22 protein-coding genes, 1 tRNA gene and 1 pseudogene are annotated in these 21,247 nt (G+C 74.2%); 7 read left to right on the forward strand and 17 right to left on the reverse strand.

Annotated elements, in window-relative coordinates:
• On the forward strand, positions 1 to 1,023 hold a 1,023-nt coding region (locus tag NH342_RS14980), incomplete at its 5' end, for an MBL fold metallo-hydrolase (RefSeq protein WP_253015722.1).
• Here NH342_RS14980 and NH342_RS14985 read toward each other — a convergent pair.
• The 3 genes and pseudogenes from NH342_RS14985 to NH342_RS24545 form a co-directional block, all read right to left on the reverse strand.
• A complete protein-coding gene (locus NH342_RS14985; RefSeq protein WP_253015724.1) occupies positions 948 to 1,553 on the reverse strand; it encodes an FMN-dependent NADH-azoreductase in 606 nt (201 codons plus the stop codon). The two genes, NH342_RS14980 and NH342_RS14985, sit on opposite strands and share 76 nt — an antisense overlap.
• A gap of 77 nt (positions 1,554 to 1,630) precedes the next feature.
• On the reverse strand, positions 1,631 to 1,831 hold the full coding sequence (locus NH342_RS24265) for a DsbA family protein (protein WP_253015726.1): 201 nt from the start codon (positions 1,829 to 1,831) through the stop codon (positions 1,631 to 1,633).
• Between the two features lie 23 nt (positions 1,832 to 1,854).
• Positions 1,855 to 2,289 (reverse strand): annotated as a pseudogene (locus NH342_RS24545) (DsbA family protein); the annotation flags it as partial.
• A gap of 99 nt (positions 2,290 to 2,388) precedes the next feature.
• Here NH342_RS24545 and NH342_RS14995 point away from each other — a divergent pair.
• On the forward strand, positions 2,389 to 2,982 hold the full coding sequence (locus NH342_RS14995; protein ID WP_253015728.1) for a TetR/AcrR family transcriptional regulator: 594 nt from the start codon (positions 2,389 to 2,391) through the stop codon (positions 2,980 to 2,982).
• 357 nt (positions 2,983 to 3,339) lie between these two features.
• Here the strand turns inward: NH342_RS14995 and NH342_RS15000 are convergent, their stop codons facing one another.
• Entirely contained in the window at positions 3,340 to 4,224 is an 885-nt protein-coding gene (locus NH342_RS15000; protein WP_253015730.1) for a LysR family transcriptional regulator, read from the reverse strand.
• 118 nt (positions 4,225 to 4,342) lie between these two features.
• Here NH342_RS15000 and NH342_RS15005 point away from each other — a divergent pair, with 118 nt between their 5' ends.
• From NH342_RS15005 to NH342_RS15020, 4 genes are all read left to right on the forward strand, one after another.
• A complete protein-coding gene (locus tag NH342_RS15005; RefSeq protein ID WP_253015732.1) occupies positions 4,343 to 5,656 on the forward strand; it encodes an MFS transporter in 1,314 nt (437 codons plus the stop codon).
• 114 nt (positions 5,657 to 5,770) lie between these two features.
• Positions 5,771 to 6,580, forward strand: coding sequence for an MBL fold metallo-hydrolase (locus NH342_RS15010; RefSeq protein WP_253015734.1), 810 nt, complete (start codon positions 5,771 to 5,773; stop codon positions 6,578 to 6,580).
• The gene (locus NH342_RS15015) at positions 6,577 to 6,960 is read left to right on the forward strand and encodes a YidH family protein (RefSeq protein ID WP_253015736.1); all 384 of its coding nucleotides are present in this window, start codon (positions 6,577 to 6,579) and stop codon (positions 6,958 to 6,960) included. Before NH342_RS15010 ends, NH342_RS15015 begins: the two co-directional genes overlap by 4 nt.
• Positions 6,957 to 7,298 carry a DUF202 domain-containing protein gene (locus tag NH342_RS15020; RefSeq protein WP_253015738.1) on the forward strand — a complete coding sequence of 114 codons (342 nt, stop codon included), beginning with the start codon at positions 6,957 to 6,959 and terminating at the stop codon, positions 7,296 to 7,298. Before NH342_RS15015 ends, NH342_RS15020 begins: the two co-directional genes overlap by 4 nt.
• A gap of 692 nt (positions 7,299 to 7,990) precedes the next feature.
• Here NH342_RS15020 and NH342_RS15025 read toward each other — a convergent pair.
• The 10 genes from NH342_RS15025 to xerD all read right to left on the reverse strand — a co-directional run bounded on the left by NH342_RS15025 (position 7,991) and on the right by xerD (position 15,863).
• Positions 7,991 to 8,064: transfer RNA gene (locus NH342_RS15025), tRNA-Pro, on the reverse strand.
• A gap of 74 nt (positions 8,065 to 8,138) precedes the next feature.
• Positions 8,139 to 9,485, reverse strand: coding sequence for a ribosome biogenesis GTPase Der (gene der, locus NH342_RS15030; RefSeq protein ID WP_253015740.1), 1,347 nt, complete (start codon positions 9,483 to 9,485; stop codon positions 8,139 to 8,141).
• Entirely contained in the window at positions 9,482 to 10,246 is a 765-nt protein-coding gene (gene cmk, locus NH342_RS15035; protein ID WP_253015742.1) for a (d)CMP kinase, read from the reverse strand. The genes der and cmk overlap by 4 nt, the downstream gene beginning before the upstream one ends.
• Complete coding sequence (gene aroH, locus NH342_RS15040) at positions 10,243 to 10,605, reverse strand: chorismate mutase (RefSeq protein WP_253015744.1); 363 nt, start codon at positions 10,603 to 10,605, stop codon at positions 10,243 to 10,245. Before aroH ends, cmk begins: the two co-directional genes overlap by 4 nt.
• Positions 10,606 to 10,645: 40 nt before the next feature.
• Positions 10,646 to 11,488 (reverse strand): pseudouridine synthase, encoded by an 843-nt coding sequence (locus NH342_RS15045; RefSeq protein WP_253015746.1) that lies wholly within the window; start codon positions 11,486 to 11,488, stop codon positions 10,646 to 10,648.
• A 9-nt stretch (positions 11,489 to 11,497) separates the two neighbouring features.
• Positions 11,498 to 12,394: an SMC-Scp complex subunit ScpB gene (scpB, locus tag NH342_RS15050; protein WP_253015748.1), complete on the reverse strand. Its 897-nt coding sequence runs from the start codon at positions 12,392 to 12,394 to the stop codon at positions 11,498 to 11,500.
• Entirely contained in the window at positions 12,391 to 13,221 is an 831-nt protein-coding gene (locus NH342_RS15055; RefSeq protein WP_253015750.1) for a ScpA family protein, read from the reverse strand. Before NH342_RS15055 ends, scpB begins: the two co-directional genes overlap by 4 nt.
• Before the next feature lie 89 nt (positions 13,222 to 13,310).
• Positions 13,311 to 13,793 (reverse strand): hypothetical protein, encoded by a 483-nt coding sequence (locus NH342_RS15060; protein WP_253015752.1) that lies wholly within the window; start codon positions 13,791 to 13,793, stop codon positions 13,311 to 13,313.
• Positions 13,794 to 13,866: 73 nt separating this feature from the next.
• Positions 13,867 to 14,718 (reverse strand): ParA family protein, encoded by an 852-nt coding sequence (locus NH342_RS15065; protein ID WP_253015764.1) that lies wholly within the window; start codon positions 14,716 to 14,718, stop codon positions 13,867 to 13,869.
• Between the two features lie 203 nt (positions 14,719 to 14,921).
• Positions 14,922 to 15,863, reverse strand: coding sequence for a site-specific tyrosine recombinase XerD (xerD, locus tag NH342_RS15070; protein WP_253015754.1), 942 nt, complete (start codon positions 15,861 to 15,863; stop codon positions 14,922 to 14,924).
• Between the two features lie 76 nt (positions 15,864 to 15,939).
• Between xerD and NH342_RS15075 the strand changes: the two genes are divergently transcribed.
• Positions 15,940 to 16,554: a hypothetical protein gene (locus NH342_RS15075; RefSeq protein WP_253015756.1), complete on the forward strand. Its 615-nt coding sequence runs from the start codon at positions 15,940 to 15,942 to the stop codon at positions 16,552 to 16,554.
• Here NH342_RS15075 and NH342_RS15080 read toward each other — a convergent pair.
• The 3 genes from NH342_RS15080 to NH342_RS15090 are packed head-to-tail and all read right to left on the reverse strand — an operon-like array spanning position 16,519 to position 21,165.
• On the reverse strand, positions 16,519 to 17,097 hold the full coding sequence (locus NH342_RS15080) for an NUDIX hydrolase (protein ID WP_253015758.1): 579 nt from the start codon (positions 17,095 to 17,097) through the stop codon (positions 16,519 to 16,521). The two genes, NH342_RS15075 and NH342_RS15080, sit on opposite strands and share 36 nt — an antisense overlap.
• The gene (locus tag NH342_RS15085; protein WP_308200672.1) at positions 17,097 to 18,821 is read right to left on the reverse strand and encodes a CTP synthase; all 1,725 of its coding nucleotides are present in this window, start codon (positions 18,819 to 18,821) and stop codon (positions 17,097 to 17,099) included. The genes NH342_RS15080 and NH342_RS15085 overlap by 1 nt, the downstream gene beginning before the upstream one ends.
• Positions 18,805 to 21,165 (reverse strand): hypothetical protein, encoded by a 2,361-nt coding sequence (locus NH342_RS15090; RefSeq protein ID WP_253015762.1) that lies wholly within the window; start codon positions 21,163 to 21,165, stop codon positions 18,805 to 18,807. The genes NH342_RS15085 and NH342_RS15090 overlap by 17 nt, the downstream gene beginning before the upstream one ends.
• Between the last annotated feature and the right edge of the window lie 82 nt (positions 21,166 to 21,247).

Raw genomic sequence — 21,247 nt, forward strand, 5'->3', positions numbered from 1 at the left:
GCCGTCTCGGCCGCGTTCACGGCCACCGCCCCGGCCGCCTCCGCGGCCCCGCCCCGCCCCGCCGGCGACCAGGTCGTGATGCTCGGCACCGGCGGCGGCCCGGTCATCAACCCCGATGCAGCACGACCCGCCTCGGCGCTGGTGGTCGGCGGCGCCGTGTACCTGGTGGACTGCGGCGCCGACACCCCGCAGCAGCTGGTCGCCGCAGGCCTCACGTTCAACCAGGTCAGCAACGTCTTCCTCACCCACCAGCACCTCGACCACACCTCCGGCCTGCCCACCCTGGCCGCCCACGGCTGGGTCGCCCAGCCGCACATCCCGAGCGTCGTCGACGTGTGGGGCCCGCCCCCGATGAGCACCCTCACCGAGGGCATCCCGGCCACCTACGCCGAGGGCATCGAGCTGTTCTCGATCGGCAACGCGTTCGGTCCGTTCCCCGACCTGCGACCGCACGACGTCGTGGCCGCCCCCGGCGCCGCACCGGTGCGCGTGCTGGAGGACGCGAACGTCGTCGTCGACGCCGTCTGGGTGCAGCACACCATCCCCTACGCGTACGCCTACCGGTTCACCCTCAAGAGCAGCGGCAAGGTCGTCGTCTTCTCCGGCGACGTGGTGGCGAACGAGCCCAACCTGATCGCGCTGGCCCGCGGCTGCGACGTCCTCGTGCACGAGGCCCTCGACCCCGACCGGGTCGAGGACATCGTCGCGAACCTGCCCGAACCGGCTCGCAGCGTGCTGCGCGGACGGATCACCGGCGGCCACACCAGCGTCTACGACGTGCCCGGCGTCGCGAAGGCGGCCGGCGCGAAGAAGCTGGTGCTCAACCACTACACGCCGGTCCCCCAGCGACCCTCCGACTGGCTCCGCAAGGCCCGCCAGGCCGCCCGCCAGGTGGGGTACACGGGCGAGGTCGTCGCCCCGGGCGACCTCGACGTCGTCCGGGTGCCTCAGACGCCGGCGAGGGCCGCGCGGGTCCACACCTGCTCGAGCTCCTCCTGGGCCCGGGCCAGGTCGCGGTGGTAGAGGTGCTCGAACTCGGCCAGGTAGGGGGCGCCGGGGGCCAGGGTCATCTCGACCGGGACGACGGTGAGGTCCAGGCCGACGGCGGTGAAGGACTTCTGGGCCCAGTCGGTGGCGTGGTCCCAACCGGCGCGGGGGGTGTCGTCGCCGTAGGCGCCGCCGCGGGCGACGACGAGGACGGCGGTGCCGAGGGTCAGCATCGGGGCCATGGTCTGCGGGTCGCGGGCCAGCGGGGAGGCGATGACGTGGTCGAACCAGGCCTTCAGCATCGAGGGCGGGCCCCAGTTGTAGAGCGGCATGCCCAGGACGAGGTCGTCGGCGTCGCGCAGCTCGGTGGCGTACTCCTCGGCCAGCTCGCTGGGGCCGGCGAAGTGCGGCGGGGGGTTCTCGGCCAGGTCGTGGACGACGACGCGGCCGGTCGGGTGCGTGCGCAGCCAGGTCCGGACGGCGAGGTCGGTGAGCCGTCGGCTCACCGAGTCGGTGCCGCGGATGCTGGTGTCGATGCGCAGCAGGGTGGGTGCGGTGGTGCTCATGGTCGGTCTCCTCGTGGGTCGTGCGGGGGTCGGGGTCCCGGGCGCGGGGGCGGGCTCGACGGGGTGGGTCGGCCTGGTCACGAGCCCTCCTCCAGCGCGGCGCGCAGCGCGCGCTCGTAGCCCTCGACCGACTGCGCGCCGGCGACGCCCAGCCGTCCGTCGAGGACGACGAAGGGCACCGAGGTGATGCCGAGGGACTGCGCGGTCGCCCGGTCCCGGAGCACCTGGTCGGCGAAGGTGTCGCCGCCCAGGGCCGTGCGCGCTTCGTCGGCGGGCACACTACCCCGGCGAGGACGTCGACGAGGGTGTCGGTGTCGTAGGGGTTGGTCCGCCCGGCGAAGAAGCCGCGCTTGAGGACCCGGAAGAACTCGCGGCCCACCCCGTGGCTGGTGGCCAGGGCGAGGGCCCGCAGCACGTCGAAGGTGTTGGCCGACAACCGGTCGACGGTGAACGGCAGGCCCTCGGCACGGGCCAGGTCGGCCATCGAGGACTCCATCGCCACCGCCTGGGCGCGGGTCCCTCCGTGCTTGCGCACGAAGATCTCCGGGATGGGCTCCGGCGTCCGGTCGGCGTGCGGGTCGAGCTGGTACGGGCGCAGCACGACCTCGAACCGGTCGGCACCGACCCGCTCGATCGCTTGGTCCAGGCGGGGCTCGCCCAGGTAGCACCACGGACAGCCGAGGTCGGTCCACACCTCCACGACGAGCGGGGCGGTGGTCTGCTCAGCGGTGCTCATCGGTCCTTCTGGTCGATCAAGTGAGAGCTGACCCCCCACTTCTGCGAAGGTACACCCGAAACGGAGGATTGACCCCACTTCCTCCTCTAGGCTGCGGCTGTGACCTCCACGACCCGTCCGGCCCTGCGCGCCGACGCCGCACGCAACCGGGCGGCGATCGTGTCCGCCGCGGCCGAGCTCATGGCCCGGGAGGGCACGGCGGTGTCCGTGGAGGCCGTGGCCCGGGCGGCCGGCGTGGGCAGCGCAACCCTTCACCGCCGGTTCCCCTCCGCGGCCGCCCTCGTCGAGGCGGTGCTCGAGCAGCGGATGGCCGACTACGCCGACGTCACCGCCCGGGCCGCCGAGCAGGCCCGCACCGAACCGTGGGATGCCCTCGCCGGGTACCTGGGGACCCTGGTCGACCTGATGGCCACCGACCGTGCCCTCGGGCAGGTCATCAGCTCCCCCGCCGCGGTCTCCGACGCCTTCGCCGCGCACCGGGCCCGGGCGTTCACCGCCTCGGCCACCCTGGTGCGCCGGGCGAGGGCGGCCGGGGTGGTCCGCCCGGATCTCGTGCACACCGACCTGCTGCTGCTCAGCCAGGCGGTCAGCGGTCTGACCGCCGCCGACCGCGACGGCGCCCCGGCCGCCGCCCGCCGGCTGCTGACCTTGTTCCTCGACGCCGTCCGGGCAGCCTCGACCACCGACAGGTAGGAAGCTCCGCGCAGCCCGGTCGGCGCACGACGACCGCGGTTCGACCCGACGTCCGTCCATCCGGTCGGCAGGCCCCGTCGGGGTGCGCCCGCACGCCGTCGGCCAGGGCAGTCGGGCCGAGCCCGGCGTCGAGTCGTCGACGGTGCTCAGCCGCAGCCGCACCTCCTCCGCTGGACCCACCGCGCAGGAGCGTCCCGGCGACCTCCTGCGCGGCGCCGGCGAGCATCCAGGGATCCGTCGCTCCACCGCTGCTCGACCGGCGCGGTGCCGCCGTGCACCACCGATGGCCGGGGCTCACCGGACCAGGGAACGCGCTCGAGCTCGGGCCGCGCTGCGGTGGGAGCTCGCGGTCGAGGTCTAGGGGACAGGAGTGGCCAGCTCGAGCAGGTTCCGCACCGTGCGCTGCTCGGGGATCGCCACGACCACGGCGTGCAGTTCGGCGCAGCCCTCGGGCATCGGGCTCAGCACGACGTCGTCCCCGAGCCCGGCGGCGGCCGACTCGTTCATCGCCGTCACCCCGATGCCCGCTCTCAGGAACAGGCGCGCGATGCCCAGTGAGGCGACCGTGCGACGCGGGGGGTCCACCCCGGCGCGTCGCCATTCCTGCTCGAGGACCCGGGCCAGACCCGGGAACGAGGCCGGCGTGCCGGTGAGCAGCCACAGGGCCGCACCCAGATCGGCGACGCCGGGCTGGTCGACGGGGGCCGCTCCGTTCGGCGCCATGAGCACCAGCGGCTCGGGACCGATGAGGCGCACCTCGAGGCCCGCGGCGTAGCGGTCGCGGAGCTCCACCGGGTCGCTGGTGAACAGGACGGCAGCTTCCGCACTGCGCTGGCGCACCGCCTCCAGGGCGGCGACGGGACCGGCGCTCTCGGTGACGTCCAGGTGGACATCGGGCCACCGCTGGACGTAGCGGCGCAGGAAGGCAGGGGTGCAACGGTCCGCCGCCGAGGGCACCGACGTCAGCCGGAGGGTGCCGGTGGCACCGTCGGCCAGAGCACGCACCGATGCCGTCGCCTCACCCAGCTCGCGCTCCAGTCGTCGGGCCCAGGCCAGCAGCTCCCGACCTGCGGCGGTGGGCAGGACCCCCCGGGGGTGGCGTACCAGCAGCTGCGCTCCGATCTCCTTCTCGAGGCCCGCCACGACGGCACTGAGAGGGGGCTGCGTCATCAGCAGCCGGGCGGCAGCCGCCGACAGCGACCCTTCCTCGGCGATGGCCACGAAGTACCGGAGCTGCCGCATATCCATACCGTAAATCTATACGGTGGAGTCATCATTGGTATTGGACAGATAGCGCTGCCCTACGGAAGCTCACAGGCGTGACCTTGTGATCGAGGCCACCGAACCGAGGAGGCCACCGATGGCAGATGCGATCGAGCAACAGCAGTCCGCAGGAACACACGTCGCCAGCAGTCCCGGTCAGACTCGTCGAGTCGTCGCGTCCAGCTTCCTGGGGTCGACCGTCGAGTTCTACGACTTCCTCCTCTACACCTCAGCGGCAGCCGTCGTGTTCCCGTCGGTGTTCTTCAGCGGGCTGAGCCCCGAGATGGGGATCGCCTCGTTCGCGACCTTGGCGATCGGCTTCGTGGCCAGGCCCGTCGGCAGCATGGTCTTCGGTTCGCTCGGCGACCGGCTCGGTCGCAAGCCCGTGCTCGTCCTGACCATGGTGCTGATGGGCCTCGTCAGCACGGGGATCGGCGCCCTCCCGTCCGACGACAGCATCGGGGCTGCGGCTCCCGTGCTGCTCATCGCGCTGCGCCTGGTGCAGGGGCTGGCGGTCGGGGGCGAGTGGGGAGCCGCGACCGCGCTGTCGCTGGAGCACGCACCCCAGCGGTGGCGAGCGACGCTGGTGGCAGTCGTCTCGACCGGGGCACCCGCCGGCTCGCTGCTGGCGAGCGCGGCGATGGGGACCGCAGCTGCCCTGACCGGCCCGGCGTTCCTCGACTGGGGGTGGCGCATCCCGTTCTTCGCCAGTGCCGTCCTGGTGCTCCTCGGCCTCTACATGCGCAGCCGGGTCGCGGAGGCCCCCCAGTTCGAGCGCGCCGCGAAGTCCGCCACCCTCCTGCGCGCACCTGTGCGGGTCATCTTCACCCGGCACACCGCTGCGCTCACCCGGGTGAGCATCGCCATCCTCACCGCGTTCGTCATCCAGGGGGTCATCGTCTCCTACGCGCTGAACTACGCGGTGGCCGACGGGCTCCCCCGGGACCGCGCACTGTTCCTGCTCACGCTGTCGTCGGTCGTGGGCATCGTCGTCCAGCTGGGCGCGGGGGTCGCCGCCGACCGCTACGGCCGCCGGACGCTCATGCTCGTCGGCACGGCGGGCACAGCGGTCCTCGCCTTCCCCATGTTCTGGGCACTGGACACGGGGTCGGGATGGGGCGTGTTCTGGTGCTTCACCCTCGGGCACGGGATCACCCAGGCCGTCCTGGTGGCCTGCGTGGGCAGCTTCGTCGGGGAGATGTTCCCGACCGCGGTGCGGACGACGGCGTCGGGACTGGGCTACCAGCTGGCCGGCAGCATCGGCGGTTTCAGCTCGGTGGTCGCTGCCGCCCTCGTGGCGTGGACGGGGTCGATCTACTCCGTCGCGCTGCTGCTGCTGGTGGTTGCCGTCGCCTCCACGGCGGCCGTGCTCCGCTCCCGGGAGACCCGCGGCCACCACCTGCCGGACTAGACCACCGACCGTCGACACCACTGCTGGAGGAGAACCATGCGACTCGTACTGCTCGGGACCGGCGGTGGCCCCCGTCCGTCCAGTGCCCGCCACCCCTCGTCCCAGGTCGTCCAGGTGGGCGCCCGGACGATCGTCGTCGACTGCGGGAACGGGGTGGCCCAGCAGATGGTCCGCGCCGGCATCGACCCGCGGGACATCACCGACGTCCTGCTGACCCACCACCACATCGACCACTCCGCCGACCTGGCGGTCCTGCCCATGATCTCCTGGGTCAACGGGCGCACCGACCCCGTCGTCGTCGCGGGTCCACCACCGATCGTCACCTCCTTCGGGTCGCTGCTCGACGCGCACGAGGAGGACCTGCGACGACGCGTCGCCGCCACCGGGCGCCCGGACTTCCGGCAGATGGTCAGGACCCGGGAACTGGCCCACGGGGACACCCTCGAGTCGGGAGACGACGTGGTGATCACCGCCGCGCAGGTGAACCACCCGCCCTTCGACTGCGCACTGGCGTACCGCATCGACAGCGACGAGGGGTCGGTCGTCGTGTCCGGCGACACGACACCCTGCGCCTCCCTGGTCGAGCTTGCCCGCGGAGCCGATGTCCTCGTCCACGAGGTCGTGCACCCGGCGGCCATCGAGCAGTACGAGCGGGGGACGAACGCGGCGACCATCGGGCACCACCTCCGGAACAACCACACGATGGTCGGGGACGTCGCCGCGGTCGCTCAGGCGGCTGGCGTCGGGACGCTCGTCCTGTCCCACCTCGTCCCCCACACCGGCGTCACCGACGCGGAGTGGCTCACCGCGGTCGGGGACGGCTTCGACGGCCGGGTGCTGGTCGGGGCGGACCTGATGGAGCTGTGCATCTCGACACCGGGGTCGGGCGACCGCCGGACCGTCGGCGTCTCCGCTCGCGCATGAGGCCCGGCGGCGGCGGGCGCGCCGCCGGCCGGTTCCCGTCGCGGGTGTACAGAGCCGGCCAGGAGCCCGATCCACGGTTCAGCCTGGCCAACGAGCGGACCTTCCTGGCGTGGATCCGGACCGCCCTGGCCCTCCTGGCCGCGGGCATGGCAGTCGAGGCCCTCGACCTCCCGATCCCGGACGAGATCCGCTCGGCTGCGGCGGTCGTGCTCGTGGTGCTGGGGCTCGTCGCGCCGGCGCAGGCGTGGTTCGGGTGGGCCGGCACGGAGCGGGCGCTGCGGCACGGGCAGGCACTGCCGTCCGCGCGATCCGGTCCGTGGCTGGCGGCCGGCGTGCTCGTGGCCGGCGCACTGCTCCTGGTCGGCCTGCTCGTCCGGTGAGGCTCTCCTCGGCCGAGGTCTTCGACCCCGGGGTACAGGCGGAGCGGACCGCGCTGGCCTGGGAGCGGACGGCGTTGGCCATCGCCGCCGGCGCGGCGACGCTGGGCCGCATGGGTGCGGAGCAGCTCGGGCCGGGGCTCGCCGTCCTCGCGTTCTCATCCCTCGCGGCGGCCAGCCTGGTCGCGGGCACGGCCCGTCGCCGGTACGTGCGCATGCACTGCTCGCTGGTGGCACACGGGGACCTGACGGGCGCGCCTGGCGGGGTGCGCATCGCTGTTCTGGCCTTCTCGACCACGGTGGTGGGTCTGCTGGCCGCGGTGTTCGTCGTGCTGCGCTGACCACTGACGACTCGGGCCACGGACTGGCTCAGCTGAGCACTTCTCCTGCTACGCGGGTGGTCATGCATCGGCACCGCCATCGACCGGGACGATCGTGCCGGTCGATGACCGACGCAGGGTCGCTGAGCAGGAAGCAGGCCACCGGCTCCACGTCGTCGGGGCGGCCCGTCGCGCCCAGCGGGGGAGGCATCGATCTGCGCCGTGGTGCCGGGATGGCCTGCTCCCGCCGTGCCGTGGACGACCCGGTCACCGTCCAGGTCCTCCCGGCGCCGGCCCACCCACCGAGGCCAGGATCGGGCGGACCCGCCCACGCACCAGGTCGACCTCCAGCGCCCCGGCCCGTTCAGCCTGCTGCAGGAGCCGGAGCGTGAACCCTTCGCGGCGCAGTGCGTGCACGGTCAGCGGCGGTCGGCCGGCCAGGTGGTCCCCCAGGTCCTGATGGGTGCGCCTGGACCTGGACCGGGGGGCGCTGCGACGTGTGGTCGACGTCGCCACCAGGCAGAAGCCGTGGGACCGGCAGGGCACCCGCTCGCCCGCCGCGGGGCGTCAGGGTCGCCGGGTGGCCTGCGGACCCGGTGGCTCGGTCCAGCCTTGGCGAGTCCCGGAGGGAAGGTTTTCCCGCGTTGCTGCACAGATGCCGAAAGCGGGCCGCCCGATCCGGACGACCCGCCTCTGACCTGCTACTTTCTCTGTCGGGCTGACAGGATTTGAACCTGCGACCCCTTGACCCCCAGTCAAGTGCGCTACCAAGCTGCGCTACAGCCCGAGCTCGCGACGCCGGGGCGCCGGTGAGCTGCGTCGGGAACGTTACCCGACCCCCGCAGGAGGCCGACGGGCGGGTCAGCCCTTCCGGAGGTCCCTCGCCTTGGACTCCCGGACCTTCACCGAGACCTCGATCGGGGTGCCCTCGAAGCCCCACTTCTCCCGCAGCTTGCGCTCCAGGAACCGGCGGTAGCCGGCCTCCAGGAAGCCGGTCGAGAACACCACGAAGCGCGGCGGCCGGACGTCGGCCTGGGTGATGTACTTGATCTTGGGCGCGCGGCCGCCGCGGGCCGGGGGCGGGGTCTCCTGCACCAGCGCCCGCACGTAGCCGTTGAGCTCCGCCGTCGGCACCCGGAACTCCCAGGACTCCAGCGCCGACCGCAGGTGGTCGGCCAGCTTGTGCACCCCGCGGCCCTTGAGCGCGGAGATGTTGACCCGGTGCGCCCACTGGATGCGGGCCAGGTCGCGGCTGATCTCCTTCTCCAGCTGCAGGTGCCGGTCCTCGTCGAGGGTGTCCCACTTGTTGATCGCGATGACCAGCGCCCGGCCGGCCTCGATGACCTGGGTGATGATCCGCTGGTCCTGCTCGCTGATCACCTCGTCGGCGGCCAGCAGCACGACGGCGACCTCGGCGGCCTCGATGGCGGCCTCGGTGCGCAGGCTGGCGTAGTACTCGGTGCCGCTGGCGGTCCCCACGCGCTTGCGCAGGCCGGCGGTGTCGACGAACTTCCAGTCCTCGCCGTCCAGCCGCACGATCGAGTCGACCGGGTCGACGGTGGTGCCGGCGACGGAGTCCACCACCGACCGCTCCTGCTTGGACAGCCGGTTGATCAGGCTGGACTTGCCCACGTTCGGCCGGCCCACCAGCGCGACACGGCGCGGGCCGCCGACCTCCAGGGACTCCCGCGGCGCCTCCGGCATCGCCTCCAGCACCAGGTCCAGCAGGTCACCGGCGGAGCGGCCGTGCAGCGCACTCACCGGGTAGGGCTCCCCCAGCCCCAGCGACCACAGCTCGGCCGCACCGGCCTCGCTGCGCTCGTCGTCCACCTTGTTGGCGACCAGGATCACCGGCTGCTCGGAGCGCCGGAGCACCCGCGCGGCGGCCAGGTCGGTCTCGGTGACGCCGACCTGGGCGTCGACGACGAGCACGATGACGTCGGCGGTCTTCATGGCGTACTCGGCCTGCCGCGCGATGGACGCCGCCATGCCCGACGCCTTGGGCTCCCAGCCGCCGGTGTCGACGACGGTGAACGTCTTGCCGTTCCACAGCGCCTCGTAGGCGATGCGGTCGCGGGTCACCCCGGGGGTGTCCTGCACGACGGCGGCGCGGCGGCCGAGGAACCGGTTGACCAGCGTGGACTTGCCGACGTTCGGGCGGCCGACGACGGCGACCACGGGCAGCGGTCCGGTGGTGGGGGTGCTCATGCTTCTGCTCTCTCGCGGGCCAGCTCGACGATGCGGGCGATCGTCTGGTGCCGCTCCCAGTGGGTGCTGTCGACGGTGACGGCGTCGGTGGCCGGGCGCAGCGGGGAGTCCTCGCGCGTGGAGTCGTAGGCGTCGCGGCGCCGCAGGTCCTCGGCGATCGCGGCGATGCGGGCCGGGTCGGTGACGCCCAGCTGGGCTGCCCGGCGCTCGGCGCGGGCCTCGGGCGCTGCGGTCAGGTAGACCTTCAGGGTCGCGTCGGGCAGCACGACGGTGCCGATGTCGCGGCCCTCGACCACCACCGCGGTCGCGTCGGCGACCAGCGAGCGCTGCGCGTCCACCAGCAGCCGCCGGACGGCGGGGACGGCGGAGACCGGCGACACCGCGCGGGTGACCTCCGTGCTGCGGATCCGCTCGGTGACGTCGACGCCGTCCACGGTGACCTGCTCGGTGGCCGCGTCGGTGCCGATGCCGATGGCCGCCTGCGTGACCGCGCGGGTGATGCCGTCGGCGTCGTCGAGGTCCACCCCGGCGTCCAGGACGGCGACGGTGGCCGCGCGGTACATCGCGCCGGTGTCCAGGTAGGACGCGCGCAGCTCGAGCGCGACGGCCCGGGCGACGCTGGACTTCCCCGTCCCCGACGGCCCGTCCAGGGTGACCTGCCCGCTGAAACCAGCGCCGGAGGCTCCGCTGAGCGGCTCGGCCCCGTCCAGGGGCCCGCGGCGAGCCTGCGAGTCGTGGGGGGGAAGGGGTCCTTCACTCACTGGGCGATGTCCTTGCGGAGAGCGACGGCGCCGCGGAGGTACACGTGCTGCACCTCGCTGCGCGGCCGGTCGGTGGCCACGTGCGCCATCAGCCGCAGCACCCGAGGCAGGGCGTGCGGGACGGCGATCTCGGTGGCGCACATCAGCGGCACGTCGCCGAGGCCGAGCTCGCGGGCCGCCAGCGCCGGGAACTCGCTGACCAGGTCCGGGGTCGCGGTGAACAGGATGCTGATCAGGTCCTCCGACGCCAGGCCGTTGCGGTCGATGACGGTCTGCACCAGCTCCCGGGTCGCCTCGAGCACCTGCTCGCGTTCGTCGGCGTCGACCTGCGTCGCACCCCGGATGGCTCGGACGGCCACGTGCACTCCTGTCTGTCGTTCGGTCGAGTCTAGGGAGGCCCTACAGGCCGACGAGCTCCTGCAGCGCCCCGATCTCGGCGCGGGAGAGCTTGCGGATGACCCCGGTCCGCATCCGGGCCAGCTCCACCGGGCCGACCTTCGTGCGGGTCAGCCGGGAGACCGGCAGGCCGACCTCGGCCAGCAGCCGGCGGACGATGTGCTTGCGGCCCTCGTGCAGCACGACCTGGACGACGGACTGCCCGGCGTGCTGGTCGACCAGCTCGAAGGAGTCGACCTTCACCGGGCCGTCCTCCAGCTCGATGCCCGCGCGCAGCCGGCGGTCCAGGTCGCGGGCGACGGTGCCCGACACCTGGGCGAGGTAGGTCTTGGGCACCTCGTAGGACGGGTGCGCCAGGCGGTGGGCGAGCTCGCCGTCGGTGGTGAGGATGAGCAGGCCCTCGGTGTCCTGGTCCAGCCGGCCGACGTGCACCAGGCCCTTGGCCAGGTCGCCGACCATGTCGCCGACGCAGGGCCGGCCGCGGTCGTCGCTCATCGCGGTGATGACGCCGAAGGGCTTGTTCATCGCGTAGGTGACCCGGTCGGTGCGGATCTCGATGCGCACGCCGTCGACCGCGATGTGCGCCGTCCGCGGGTCGACCCGCATGCCCTGCACCAGCACGACCTTGCCGTCGACGGAGATCCGGCCCTCGTCGATCATGTCCTCGCAGACCCGGCGGGAGCCGACGCCGGCGCGGGCGAGCACCTTCTGCAGCCGCTCGCCCTGGCCGGGCTCGACCTCGGCGGGCTCGCGGTCCCCGGGGTGCGCGGGGGCGAGCTCCATGTCCTCGGACCAGACGCCGTGCTCGTCGCCCTGGCTCGGGTGGTCGGTGGTGCTGTCGGTCATCGGGTCCTTCTAGGAATCGGGGCGCTCGGCGATCACGGCGCGGGTCTCGGGCAGCAGCGGACCGAGCTCGGGGAGCTCGTCGAGCGAGGTGAGGCCCAGCCGTTCGAGGAAGAGCGGGGTGGTGGCGTACAGCCCCCCACCGCTGTCGGGGTCGGTCCCGCACTCGTGCACCAGACCCCGGGACACCAATGTACGCACCACCGCGTCGACACCCACGCCGCGGATGGCCGAGACCCGCGCCCGGGTGACCGGCTGGCGGTAGGCGATGACCGCGAGGGTCTCCAGCGCGGCCTGGGTCAGCCGGCTGCGCTGGCCGTCGGTGAGGTAGCGCTCGACGACCGGGGCGTGCTCCTCGCGGGTGTAGAGCCGCCACCCCTCCCCCACCCGGCGCAGCACCACGCCGGCCCCGCGGGCGTCGTAGTCGGCGCCTAGTGCGGTCAGCCCGTCGCGCACCTGGGCCGTGCTGCAGCGCAGCGCCGCCGCCAGGGTCGCCTCCTCGACCGGGGTGTCGACGACGAACAGCAGCGCCTCCAGCCCGCCGCGCAGCGCCCACGGGTCGACCGGGTCGCCGTCCGGCTGGTCGGCGGCCACCGGTTCCTCGACCGGGACGTCGTCCAGCGAGGGCAGCGGCCCGAGCGGGACGGCGGGGACGGCGGCCGGCGCCTCGGGGTCCGCCCACTCCCCCGAGTCGTCGGCGGGGACCGGGTCGTCGGCGCGGACCGGGCCCTCGGCGGGGACCGGGTCGGACGGCGCGGGTGCGGTGTCGAAGGACCGGGCGAGCGCGGCGGCGACGGCGTCCCAGTCGTGCTCGGCGGTGGGTGCCTCGTCCACCTCGGCGGCGGCGATCTCGGCGGCCAGCCGGTCCCAGGCGATCGGGTCGCGGTCGGCGGGGTCGCGGTCGGTCACAGGTCGGCCACGACGGGGTCCGCGGTCTCCCCCGGCAGCCGGCCGCCGACCAGCCGCGGCCCCGTCCAGGACACCGTCAGCTCCCCCAGCGGGGTCTCCTGCGCGACGTCCACCAGCTGCTGGCGGTACAGCTCGAGCAGCACCAGGAACCGGGCCACGACCTCAAGGGTGTGCGCGCAGTCGGCGGTGAGCGCGGTGAAGGTGACCCGTCCCCGCTCGGCCACCCGGCGGCGCACCAGCAGCAGCTGGGCACCGACGTCCACGGTGGAGCTGTGCAGGTGCGTGGTGTCGACCGTCGGCGGCGGCTTGGGGGTCATCGCCTGCCGGGCCAGGTCGGCGAACTGCTCGGGCGTGACGCCGAGCAGCACCTCCGGCAGCAGTGCGGCGAACCGCGGCTCCAGCGCCACGTCACGCGGGAAGCGGCGGGCGGCCTGGGCCTCGCGCTCGCGCAGGAACCCGGTGACCTGCTGGTAGGCGCGGTACTGGAGCAGCCGGGCGAAGAGCAGGTCCCGGGCCTCCAGCACCGCGAGGTCGTCCTCGTCGTCCACCTCGGCGGCCGGCAGCAGCCGGGCGGCCTTGAGGTCGAGCAGGGTGGCCGCGACCAGCAAGAACTCCGAGGCCTGGTCCAGGTCCAGCTCGTCGCCCAGGCCGTGCAGGTGGGCGATGAAGTCGTCGGTCACCTGCGAGAGCGCGATCTCGGTGACGTCGAGCTGGTGCTTGCCGATCAGCTGCAGCAGCAGGTCGAACGGGCCCTCGAAGTTGGTCAGCCGGACGCGGAACCGCCCGTCGCCGGGATCGGCGACGGGCGGTTCGGCCAGGCTGGTCACAGAGGGAGATTAGTTCCGATCAGGCCGTGCCGGCCTCGGTGCAGGGTCCCTCGGCGTGCGGAGCGCGTCGAGGGGGGCGCCGAGGTCCTTCATTTCCGGAGGCGCTGGACCAGGACGGAGTTCTCCCCGTGGGCGTCGAGGTCGGCCAGCAGGACGGCGACCGCCTCGCGCACGATCCGGCCGCGGTCGGCCACCACGCCGTGGTCGCCGCGCAGCGCCAGCCGTGCGGTCTCCAGGGCCAGCAGCTCCTCGGCCGAGCAGTAGACGGTGATCTTCTCCTCGTGCTTGACCCGGGTGCGGCCGCGGCCGCTTGTGGGCAGCGTCCGCAGCGCGGCCAGCTCGTCGCGGGCCTCCCCGTGGATGAGCTGGAACGGCGTCGTGGGGACGGCGTCCTGCGGGGGCAGCACCGGTTCCGCCGTCCGCTTGGCGTTGCCGCGCAGCGACGGGGACGCCGCTGCGGCGGCCAGGGTGGGCAGCTGGGAGACCGGCGCGGTCTCGGTGGGCTCGGCGGCGGCGTCGGTGCGCCGGAAGAACAGCTCGCTCGCGCCGGGGAGGACGGGACGGCGGGTCACGACCGCACCTCGCTGGCGCTCGGCACGGCCGTGCCGCAGGGTGCTGTGTCCATCGGTGAACTCGCGAGCTCGTTCACAGTGCGAGAACCTCCTTCGCGAGGTCGCGGTAGGCCTGCGCACCGGTGGAGGTCGACGCCCAGGTGGTGATGGGCTGCCCGGCGACGGTGGTCTCCGGGAAGCGCACGGTGCGGGTGATGACGGTCTGGAACACGGTGTCGCCGAAGGCCTCGACGACCCGGCTGAACACCTCGCGGGCGTGCACGGTCCGCGAGTCGTACATCGTGGCGAGGATGCCGTCGACCTCCAGGGAGGGGTTGAGCCGCTCCTTGACCTTGTCGATGGTGTCCACCAGCAGGGCCACGCCGCGCAGCGAGAAGAACTCGCACTCCAGCGGGATGATCACGCCCTGCGCCGCGGTGAGCGCGTTGACGGTCAGCAGCCCGAGCGAGGGCTGGCAGTCGATGAGCACGTAGTCGTACTCCTGGCGCACCTCGGCCAGCACGCGCAGCAGCGACTGCTCGCGGGCGACCTCGCTGACCAGCTGCACCTCGGCGGCGGACAGGTCGATGTTCGACGGTGCCAGGTCCAGCCCGCGCACGTGCCCGACGTTGCGGACGATGACGTCCCGCAGCGTGGTGTGCCGCTCCATGAGCGCGTTGTAGACGGTGCGCTCCAGCTGCTGGGACTGGATGCCCAGGCCCACCGACAGCGCGCCCTGCGGGTCGAGGTCCACCAGCAGGACCCGGCGGCCGTGCTCGACCAGGGCGGCCCCCAGGTTGATGGTCGAGGTGGTCTTGCCGACCCCGCCCTTCTGGTTGCACATCGCCACGATGCGGGCGGGCCCGTGCCGGTCCAGCGGCTTCGGGGTGGGCAGCGGACGCTGCCGGGCCTTCGCCGGGTCCTGCCGGCCGGCCGGGGCGCCCATCTCCACCTCCGCATCCGCGTACGGGTGCGCGACGGCGGAGCTCGTCACGACGGGTGTCGCCATCCTCGGTGCCTCTTCCGGTCGGGTGCAGGTGCAGGGGGACGCTTTGTCGACTTGTCGTCCTCCGACCCATCCATCGGCAGTTCTCGCCGGTGCCGTGACCCCGCTGTGCACCTCCCGTCCCACGGGTGCCAACGGACTGGTCAGCGGAGCGCGCGGGGATGGCTGGTCGCATACACCTCGCGCAGCCGGTCCACCGTCACCAACGTGTAGACCTGGGTGGTGGTCACCGAGGCGTGGCCGAGCAGCTCCTGCACCACCCGGACGTCGGCGCCGCCGTCGAGCAGGTGCGTGGCGAAGGAGTGCCGCAGGGTGTGCGGCGAGAGGTCGGCCAGCTCCGCGAGCCCGGCGCGCTCGGCCGCCGTCCGCAGCACCGCCCAGGCCGACTGCCGCGACAACCGCCCGCCCCGGGAGTTCAGGAACAGCGCGCCGCGGGCCGACCGGCCGGTGGCCAGGGCGGGCCGGGCCCGCACCAGGTAGTCCTGCACCGCCCGGACGGCGTAGCTGCCCACCGGCACCACGCGGTGCTTGCCGCCCTTGCCCGCCAGCCGGACGACGCCCGCTGCGGCGTCGAGGTCGTCGACGTCCAGCCCGACCGCCTCGGAGATGCGTGCCCCGGTGCCGTAGAGCACCTCCAGCAGCGCCCGGTCGCGCACCGGGCGCGGGCCGTCGCCCTCGCCGGCGGCGGTGAGCAGGGCCTCGACCTGCTCCACGGTGATCGCCTTGGGCAGCCGGCGGTCGGGGGTGGGTGGGCGCACCTCGGCGGCGACGTCGTCGGCGACCAGGCCGTCCAGCAGCGCGAACCGGTGCAGGCCCCGGACGGCGACGACGGCCCGCGCGGCCGAGGACGCCGACAGCGGCGGGTGCTCCTCGTCGCCGGTGCGCAGCGCGACCAGGAACGCCGCGACGTCGCCGTCGGCCACCTCGCCGAACCCGCGGACGCCGGCCGCGGCCAGGAAGTCGGCGTAGCGGCGCAGGTCGCGGCGGTAGGAGCTGATCGTGTTGGCGGCCAGCCCGCGCTCGACGGTGAGGTGGTCCAGGTAGCCGGTGACGACGCGTTCCACCGCCAGCGCCGTCGCGACCACCTACCCACTCCACCCGATGGCGCGCGGCCGGTGTGGCTGACACGCCGACCCGGCGCCCGGCGGTGAGGATCGCGGGATGCGCCTCTACGCCGAACGCCCCGTGCTGCGCACCCGTCAGCTCACCGCCGACCTGCTGCTGCTCGCGTGGGCGGTGCTGTGGGTGCTGGTGGCCCGGGCCGTCCACGGCGCCGTCCTGGTGCTGGCCGAGCCCGGCGTCGCGCTGGAGTCCCTGGGCGGGTCGATCCGGGACACGATGGGCGACGCGGCCGGCGTTGCCGAGGACGTGCCGCTGGTCGGCGACGACCTGTCGGCGCCGTTCAGCGCGCTCGGGGAGTCCGGGTCGGGGCTGGCCGGTGCCGGGCAGGGCCTGCAGGACGCCGTGCACACGCTGGCGTGGCTGCTCGCCGCGGCCCTGGTGGTCGTCCCGGTGGGCTGGGCGCTGGTCCGGTGGGGGTCGTGGCGGGTGGGCTGGGCCCGCGAGGCGGCCGCCGCCACCGGGCTGGACGTCGAGCTGCTGGCCGCCCGGGCGGTGGCGACCGCACCCCTGCCGAAGCTGGCCCGGCTACCCGCCGGCACCGGTGCGGCGTGGCGGGCCGGCGACGCGGGTGCGGCCGGCGCGCTGGCCGAGCTGGAGCTGCGCCGGCTGGGCCTGCGGTCAGTACGCGGTGTCGACCGGGCGCAGCTGCGGTGAGCGGTCGCGGTGCGCGACGGCGGCCAGGATCCCGATGACGGCCAGCGCGTTGCGCACCGTGCCGTCGAGGACCATCTGCAGCGCGGTGCCCAGCGGGACTCGCTCCACGGTCATGTCGGCCTCCTCGTGCTCGACCACGAACCCCTCGGGCCGCTCGACCGGGTGCAGGCCCTCGGCCAGGTACAGACCGACCAGCTCGTCGCAGAACCCGGGCGTGGACAGCGAGGTGGTGAGCAGCTGCCACCGATCGGCGGCCAGCTGGGCCTCCTCGGCGAGCTCGCGCTTGGCCGTCTCCAGCGGGGGCTCGCCGTCGGCGTCGCGCAGCCCGGCCGGCAGCTCCCACAGGTGCTCGCCGACCGCGTGCCGGTACTGCTGGAGCATCACGACCGCGCCGTCGTCGTCCAGTGCGAGGACGCCGACGGCGCCCGGGTGCGTGACGACCTCCCGCACGGACGACCCGCCGCCGGGCATGGCGACGGTGTCGGTGCGCAGCGAGATGACCCGGCCGGCGTAGACCTGCTCGCTGGCCAGCACCTCGTACATCAGATGCCCATCTCGACGGGCTCCGGGACCGGGATGCGCCCGGACTCCTGCAGGTCGACCGCGGCCTTGACGAACGCGGCGAACAGCGGGTGCGGGCGGGTGGGCCGGCTCTTGAGCTCCGGGTGCGCCTGGGTGCCCACGTAGAACGGGTGGACGTCGGCGGGCAGCTCGACGAACTCGACCAGCGTGCCGTCGGGCGAGGTGCCGGAGATGACCAGCCCGGCGTCGGTGAGCCGGTCGCGGTAGGCGTTGGCGACCTCGTAGCGGTGCCGGTGCCGCTCGGTGACCTCGGTGGACCCGTAGGCCAGCGCGGCCTGGGACCCCGGGGCCAGCGCGGCCGGGTAGCTGCCCAGCCGCATGGTGCCGCCCAGGTCGCCCTTGCCACCGACGATGTCGACCTGGTCGGCCATCGTGGAGATCACCGCGTCCGGGGTGTCGGGGTCGAACTCCGCGGAGTTGGCGCCCTCGACGCCGGCCAGGTGGCGGGCGGCCTCGATGACCATGCACTGCAGGCCCAGGCACAGCCCGAGCGTGGGGATGCCCTGGGTGCGGGTGTGCCGCAGCGCGCCGAGCTTGCCCTCGATGCCGCGCACGCCGAACCCACCCGGCACGCAGACGGCGTCCACCCCGGCCAGCGCGGTGGCCGCGCCCTCGGGGGTCCGGCACTCGTCGGAGGGCACCCAGCGGACCTGGACCCGGGTGCGGTGGGCGAACCCGCCGGCCCGCAGCGCCTCGGTGACCGACAGGTAGGCGTCGGGCAGGTCGATGTACTTGCCGACCAGCCCGACGGTGACGGTGTGCCGGGGGTGGTGCACCCGGTCCAGCAGGTCGCCCCAGACGGTCCAGTCGACGTCCCGGAAGGGCAGGCCGAGCCGGCGGACGACGTAGGCGTCCAGGCCCTCCCGGTGCAGCACCCTGGGGATGTCGTAGATCGACGGTGCGTCGGCGCAGGAGATGACGCCCTCGGCCTCCACGTCGCACATCAGGCTGATCTTGCGCTTCATCCCGTCGGGGATCTCCCGGTCGGAGCGGCACACCAGCGCGTCGGGCTGGATGCCGATGCTGCGCAGCGAGGCGACCGAGTGCTGGGTCGGCTTGGTCTTCAGCTCACCGGAGGGCGCGATGTAGGGCACCAGGGAGATGTGCAGGAAGAAGCAGTTGTCCCGGCCGATCTCGTGCCGCACCTGGCGGGCGGCCTCCAGGAAGGGCAGCGACTCGATGTCGCCGACCGTGCCGCCGATCTCGGTGATGACGACGTCCACGGCCTCGCCGTCGCGGCCCGCGGCGTCGGCCCCGGCCAGCATGCGGGCCTTGATCTCGTTGGTGATGTGCGGGATGACCTGCACGGTGTCGCCCAGGTACTCACCGCGCCGCTCCTTGGCGATGACGTCGGAGTACACCTGGCCGGTCGTCACGTTGGCCCGGCCGGTGAGGTCGGTGTCCAGGAAGCGCTCGTAGTGCCCGATGTCCAGGTCGGTCTCGGCGCCGTCCTCGGTGACGAAGACCTCGCCGTGCTGGAACGGGTTCATCGTCCCGGGGTCGACGTTGAGGTACGGGTCGAGCTTCTGCATCGTGACGCGCAGGCCCCGGGCGGACAGCAGGGCGCCCAGCGAGCTCGCGGTCAACCCCTTGCCCAGCGAGGAGACGACGCCACCGGTCACGAAGACGAACTTCGTCGGTTGGGAGTTGGGGAGAAGGTTCCGAGGTTCAGCCAGTCGACCCACGGGCGCTCACGCTAACACGCGCCGGGTCGCCGTCCGGGGTGTCGTCGACCTCCTCGACGGGGGCCGCGGCCAGCCACACCAGCAGCGGCACGAGCAGGGTGGCCGAGGTCGCCGGGATGGCGACGCCGGAGTCGTTGACGGCGGCGGCCACCACCAGGCTCAGCGCGACCGACAGCAGCCCGGCGCGCAGCACCGCGAGGTCGGCCGGCGGCAGGCCGCCGGGCCGGTGGCCGGGCCGGTTGCGCAGCAGCCCGCCGGGGCGGACCAGCCACACGGCGGCCACGGCGGCCACCGCCAGCGCCCAGGCCAGCGGGCTGCCCAGCAGGATGTCGATGTTGGCCGACGCCTTGCGGCTGACCACGGTCCAGGCCTGCCCGTCCAGGACCTGCGCGACGAACCGGCCCAGGTGGCTGCGCTGAGCCGGCGGGCGGGTCCAGTCCAGCACCGCGACTGTCCCCACGGCGACCACCGCGACGCCGAGGACGGCGACCAGCCTGGTGACGGTGACCCGGATGCCGCCCAGCAGCATGGCCAGCAGCAGGAACCCGGGGACGGCGGCGAGCACGCCACCGAAGTCCCGGCCCAGGAACGGCGCACCGATCACCACGACCACCGGGACGGCGACGGCCAGCACGACGACCAGCGCCCGCCGGCGACCGTCGCCGGGCGCCCGGCGGGCCACCGCGGAGGCCAGCGCCGCGGTGCACAGCAGGGCGGCCACCGGCATGAGGCCGAAGGTCAGGTTGCCGTAGCCGGTGAACCGGCCGGCCACGATGGCGTCGTACCCCAGCAGGCCGTCCAGCTCCAGGTGCGAGCCGGTGACGACGTCGACGACCGGCACCGCGGCGGTGACGACGAGGACGGCGAGCGGCGGGCCCAGCCGGTGCCGGCGCCACGGCCCGAGCGCGGCCACGGCGGTGACCACCGCCGCCGCACCCACCACCGAGCCGGCCAGCGCCCACCGCGGCGAGCCGGCGTCCTGCCAGGGCACCAGCGAGGCCAGGTAGGACGCGACCGGCACCGACGCCGCGGCCAGGCACACCGGCCGCAGCAGCCGGCGCAGCCGGGCACGGGCGACGGGTCCGGGGCGGTGCGCGAGGAACCAGCGGCGCCAGCGGTCGGGGGTGCGGCGCGGGGCCCGCCACCCGCCCAGGCCGAGCAGGCCCAGGGCCACCACCGCGGCGCCGACCAGGACCAGGGCCCAGAAGAAGTCACCGGTGCTGCGGTAGTGCACCACCGCCCGCTGGTTGGCGACGTCCAGCTGGTCGATCGCCTCGGCCAGGGCCGGTCGCTGGCCGCCGCCCTGCATCGGCTGACCGTTCATCGACGCCGGCTGGTCCAGGCCCAGGGCCTCCAGCGCGGTCGGCGCCGCGTCGATCAGCTGCACGAAGGGGGCGCGGCCGGTGCTGGAGGAGGTCAGCCAGCCGCCGTCGAAACCGGGACCGTGGGCGATGGCGACGTGCAGCTGCGGGCGCCCGTCGTTGACCTCGGAGATGCCCTCGACCAGCAGCAGGGTGCGCCCGGGCAGGCCGTCCACGACGCTGCGCAGCGCGCCGACGGCGGCGTCGGCGGCCGAGAGCGCGGCCGGCAGCGACAGGGGGTCGGTGCCGGTGTCGGTCTCGGTGGCGCTGGGCGCCCCGGCGTCGAGCAGCTGGTCCAGCGACACCAGGGACAGCGGGCAGCTCCCCAGCAGCCCGGCGACCGCCGCCGGGTCACCGGGCAGCGCATCCAGCTGGGTGAGCCGGGTGTCGGCACCGGCCGCGGCCACGGTGGCCGCCCGCCCGGCGGTGACCGCGCAGCCCACGGTGTCCGACAGCGCCGCGGGCTGGGCACCGAAGCGGGCGGTGGCGGGGTCGGCGGCGATCAGCGCCACCGCGGCCTGCGGGTCGGCCAGGCCGACGGCGGCGACCTGCTCCTGCAGCCCGCAGTAGGACAGCGAGGTGTCCTCGGGGACGGTGTCGAACAGGCCCGGGGGGTCGGTGGCCGCACCGTCGGCCTCTGTGCGGTCCGAGGGCAGCGGCACGGGCGGCAGCGGGTCGACCCGGCCCGCCCAGCGCGCCCGGTTGCCCGCCCCCAGGGTCGCCCAGCCGTCCAGCACGCAGGTGGTCGAGCGGGCGGCGCGGACCGACAGCGCACCGATCGCGGAGCTGCCGGCCAGCTGCCACAGCGCCGGGGTGGCCGTGGGGTCGACGTCGGCCCAGGTCAGGCCGGGGATGCCCACGACCACCACCCGGTCGACGGTCGCCCCGCCGGAGCCGTCGGCGGCGGCCGCGGGGACCGCCGTCCCCAGCAGCAGGCCCAGGACGGCGAGCAGGGCCAGGCCGGCGCGGCGCGCGGCGCTCACCCGGGTGACCCCAGCAGTTCGCGGTAGACGGCGACCAGGGACCGCGCCGTGCCGGCCTCGTCGGGCCACTGCGCGGCCCGCT

The sequence above is a fragment of the Klenkia sp. PcliD-1-E genome (genome assembly GCF_024124375.1).
GTDB lineage: Bacteria > Actinomycetota > Actinomycetes > Mycobacteriales > Geodermatophilaceae > Klenkia.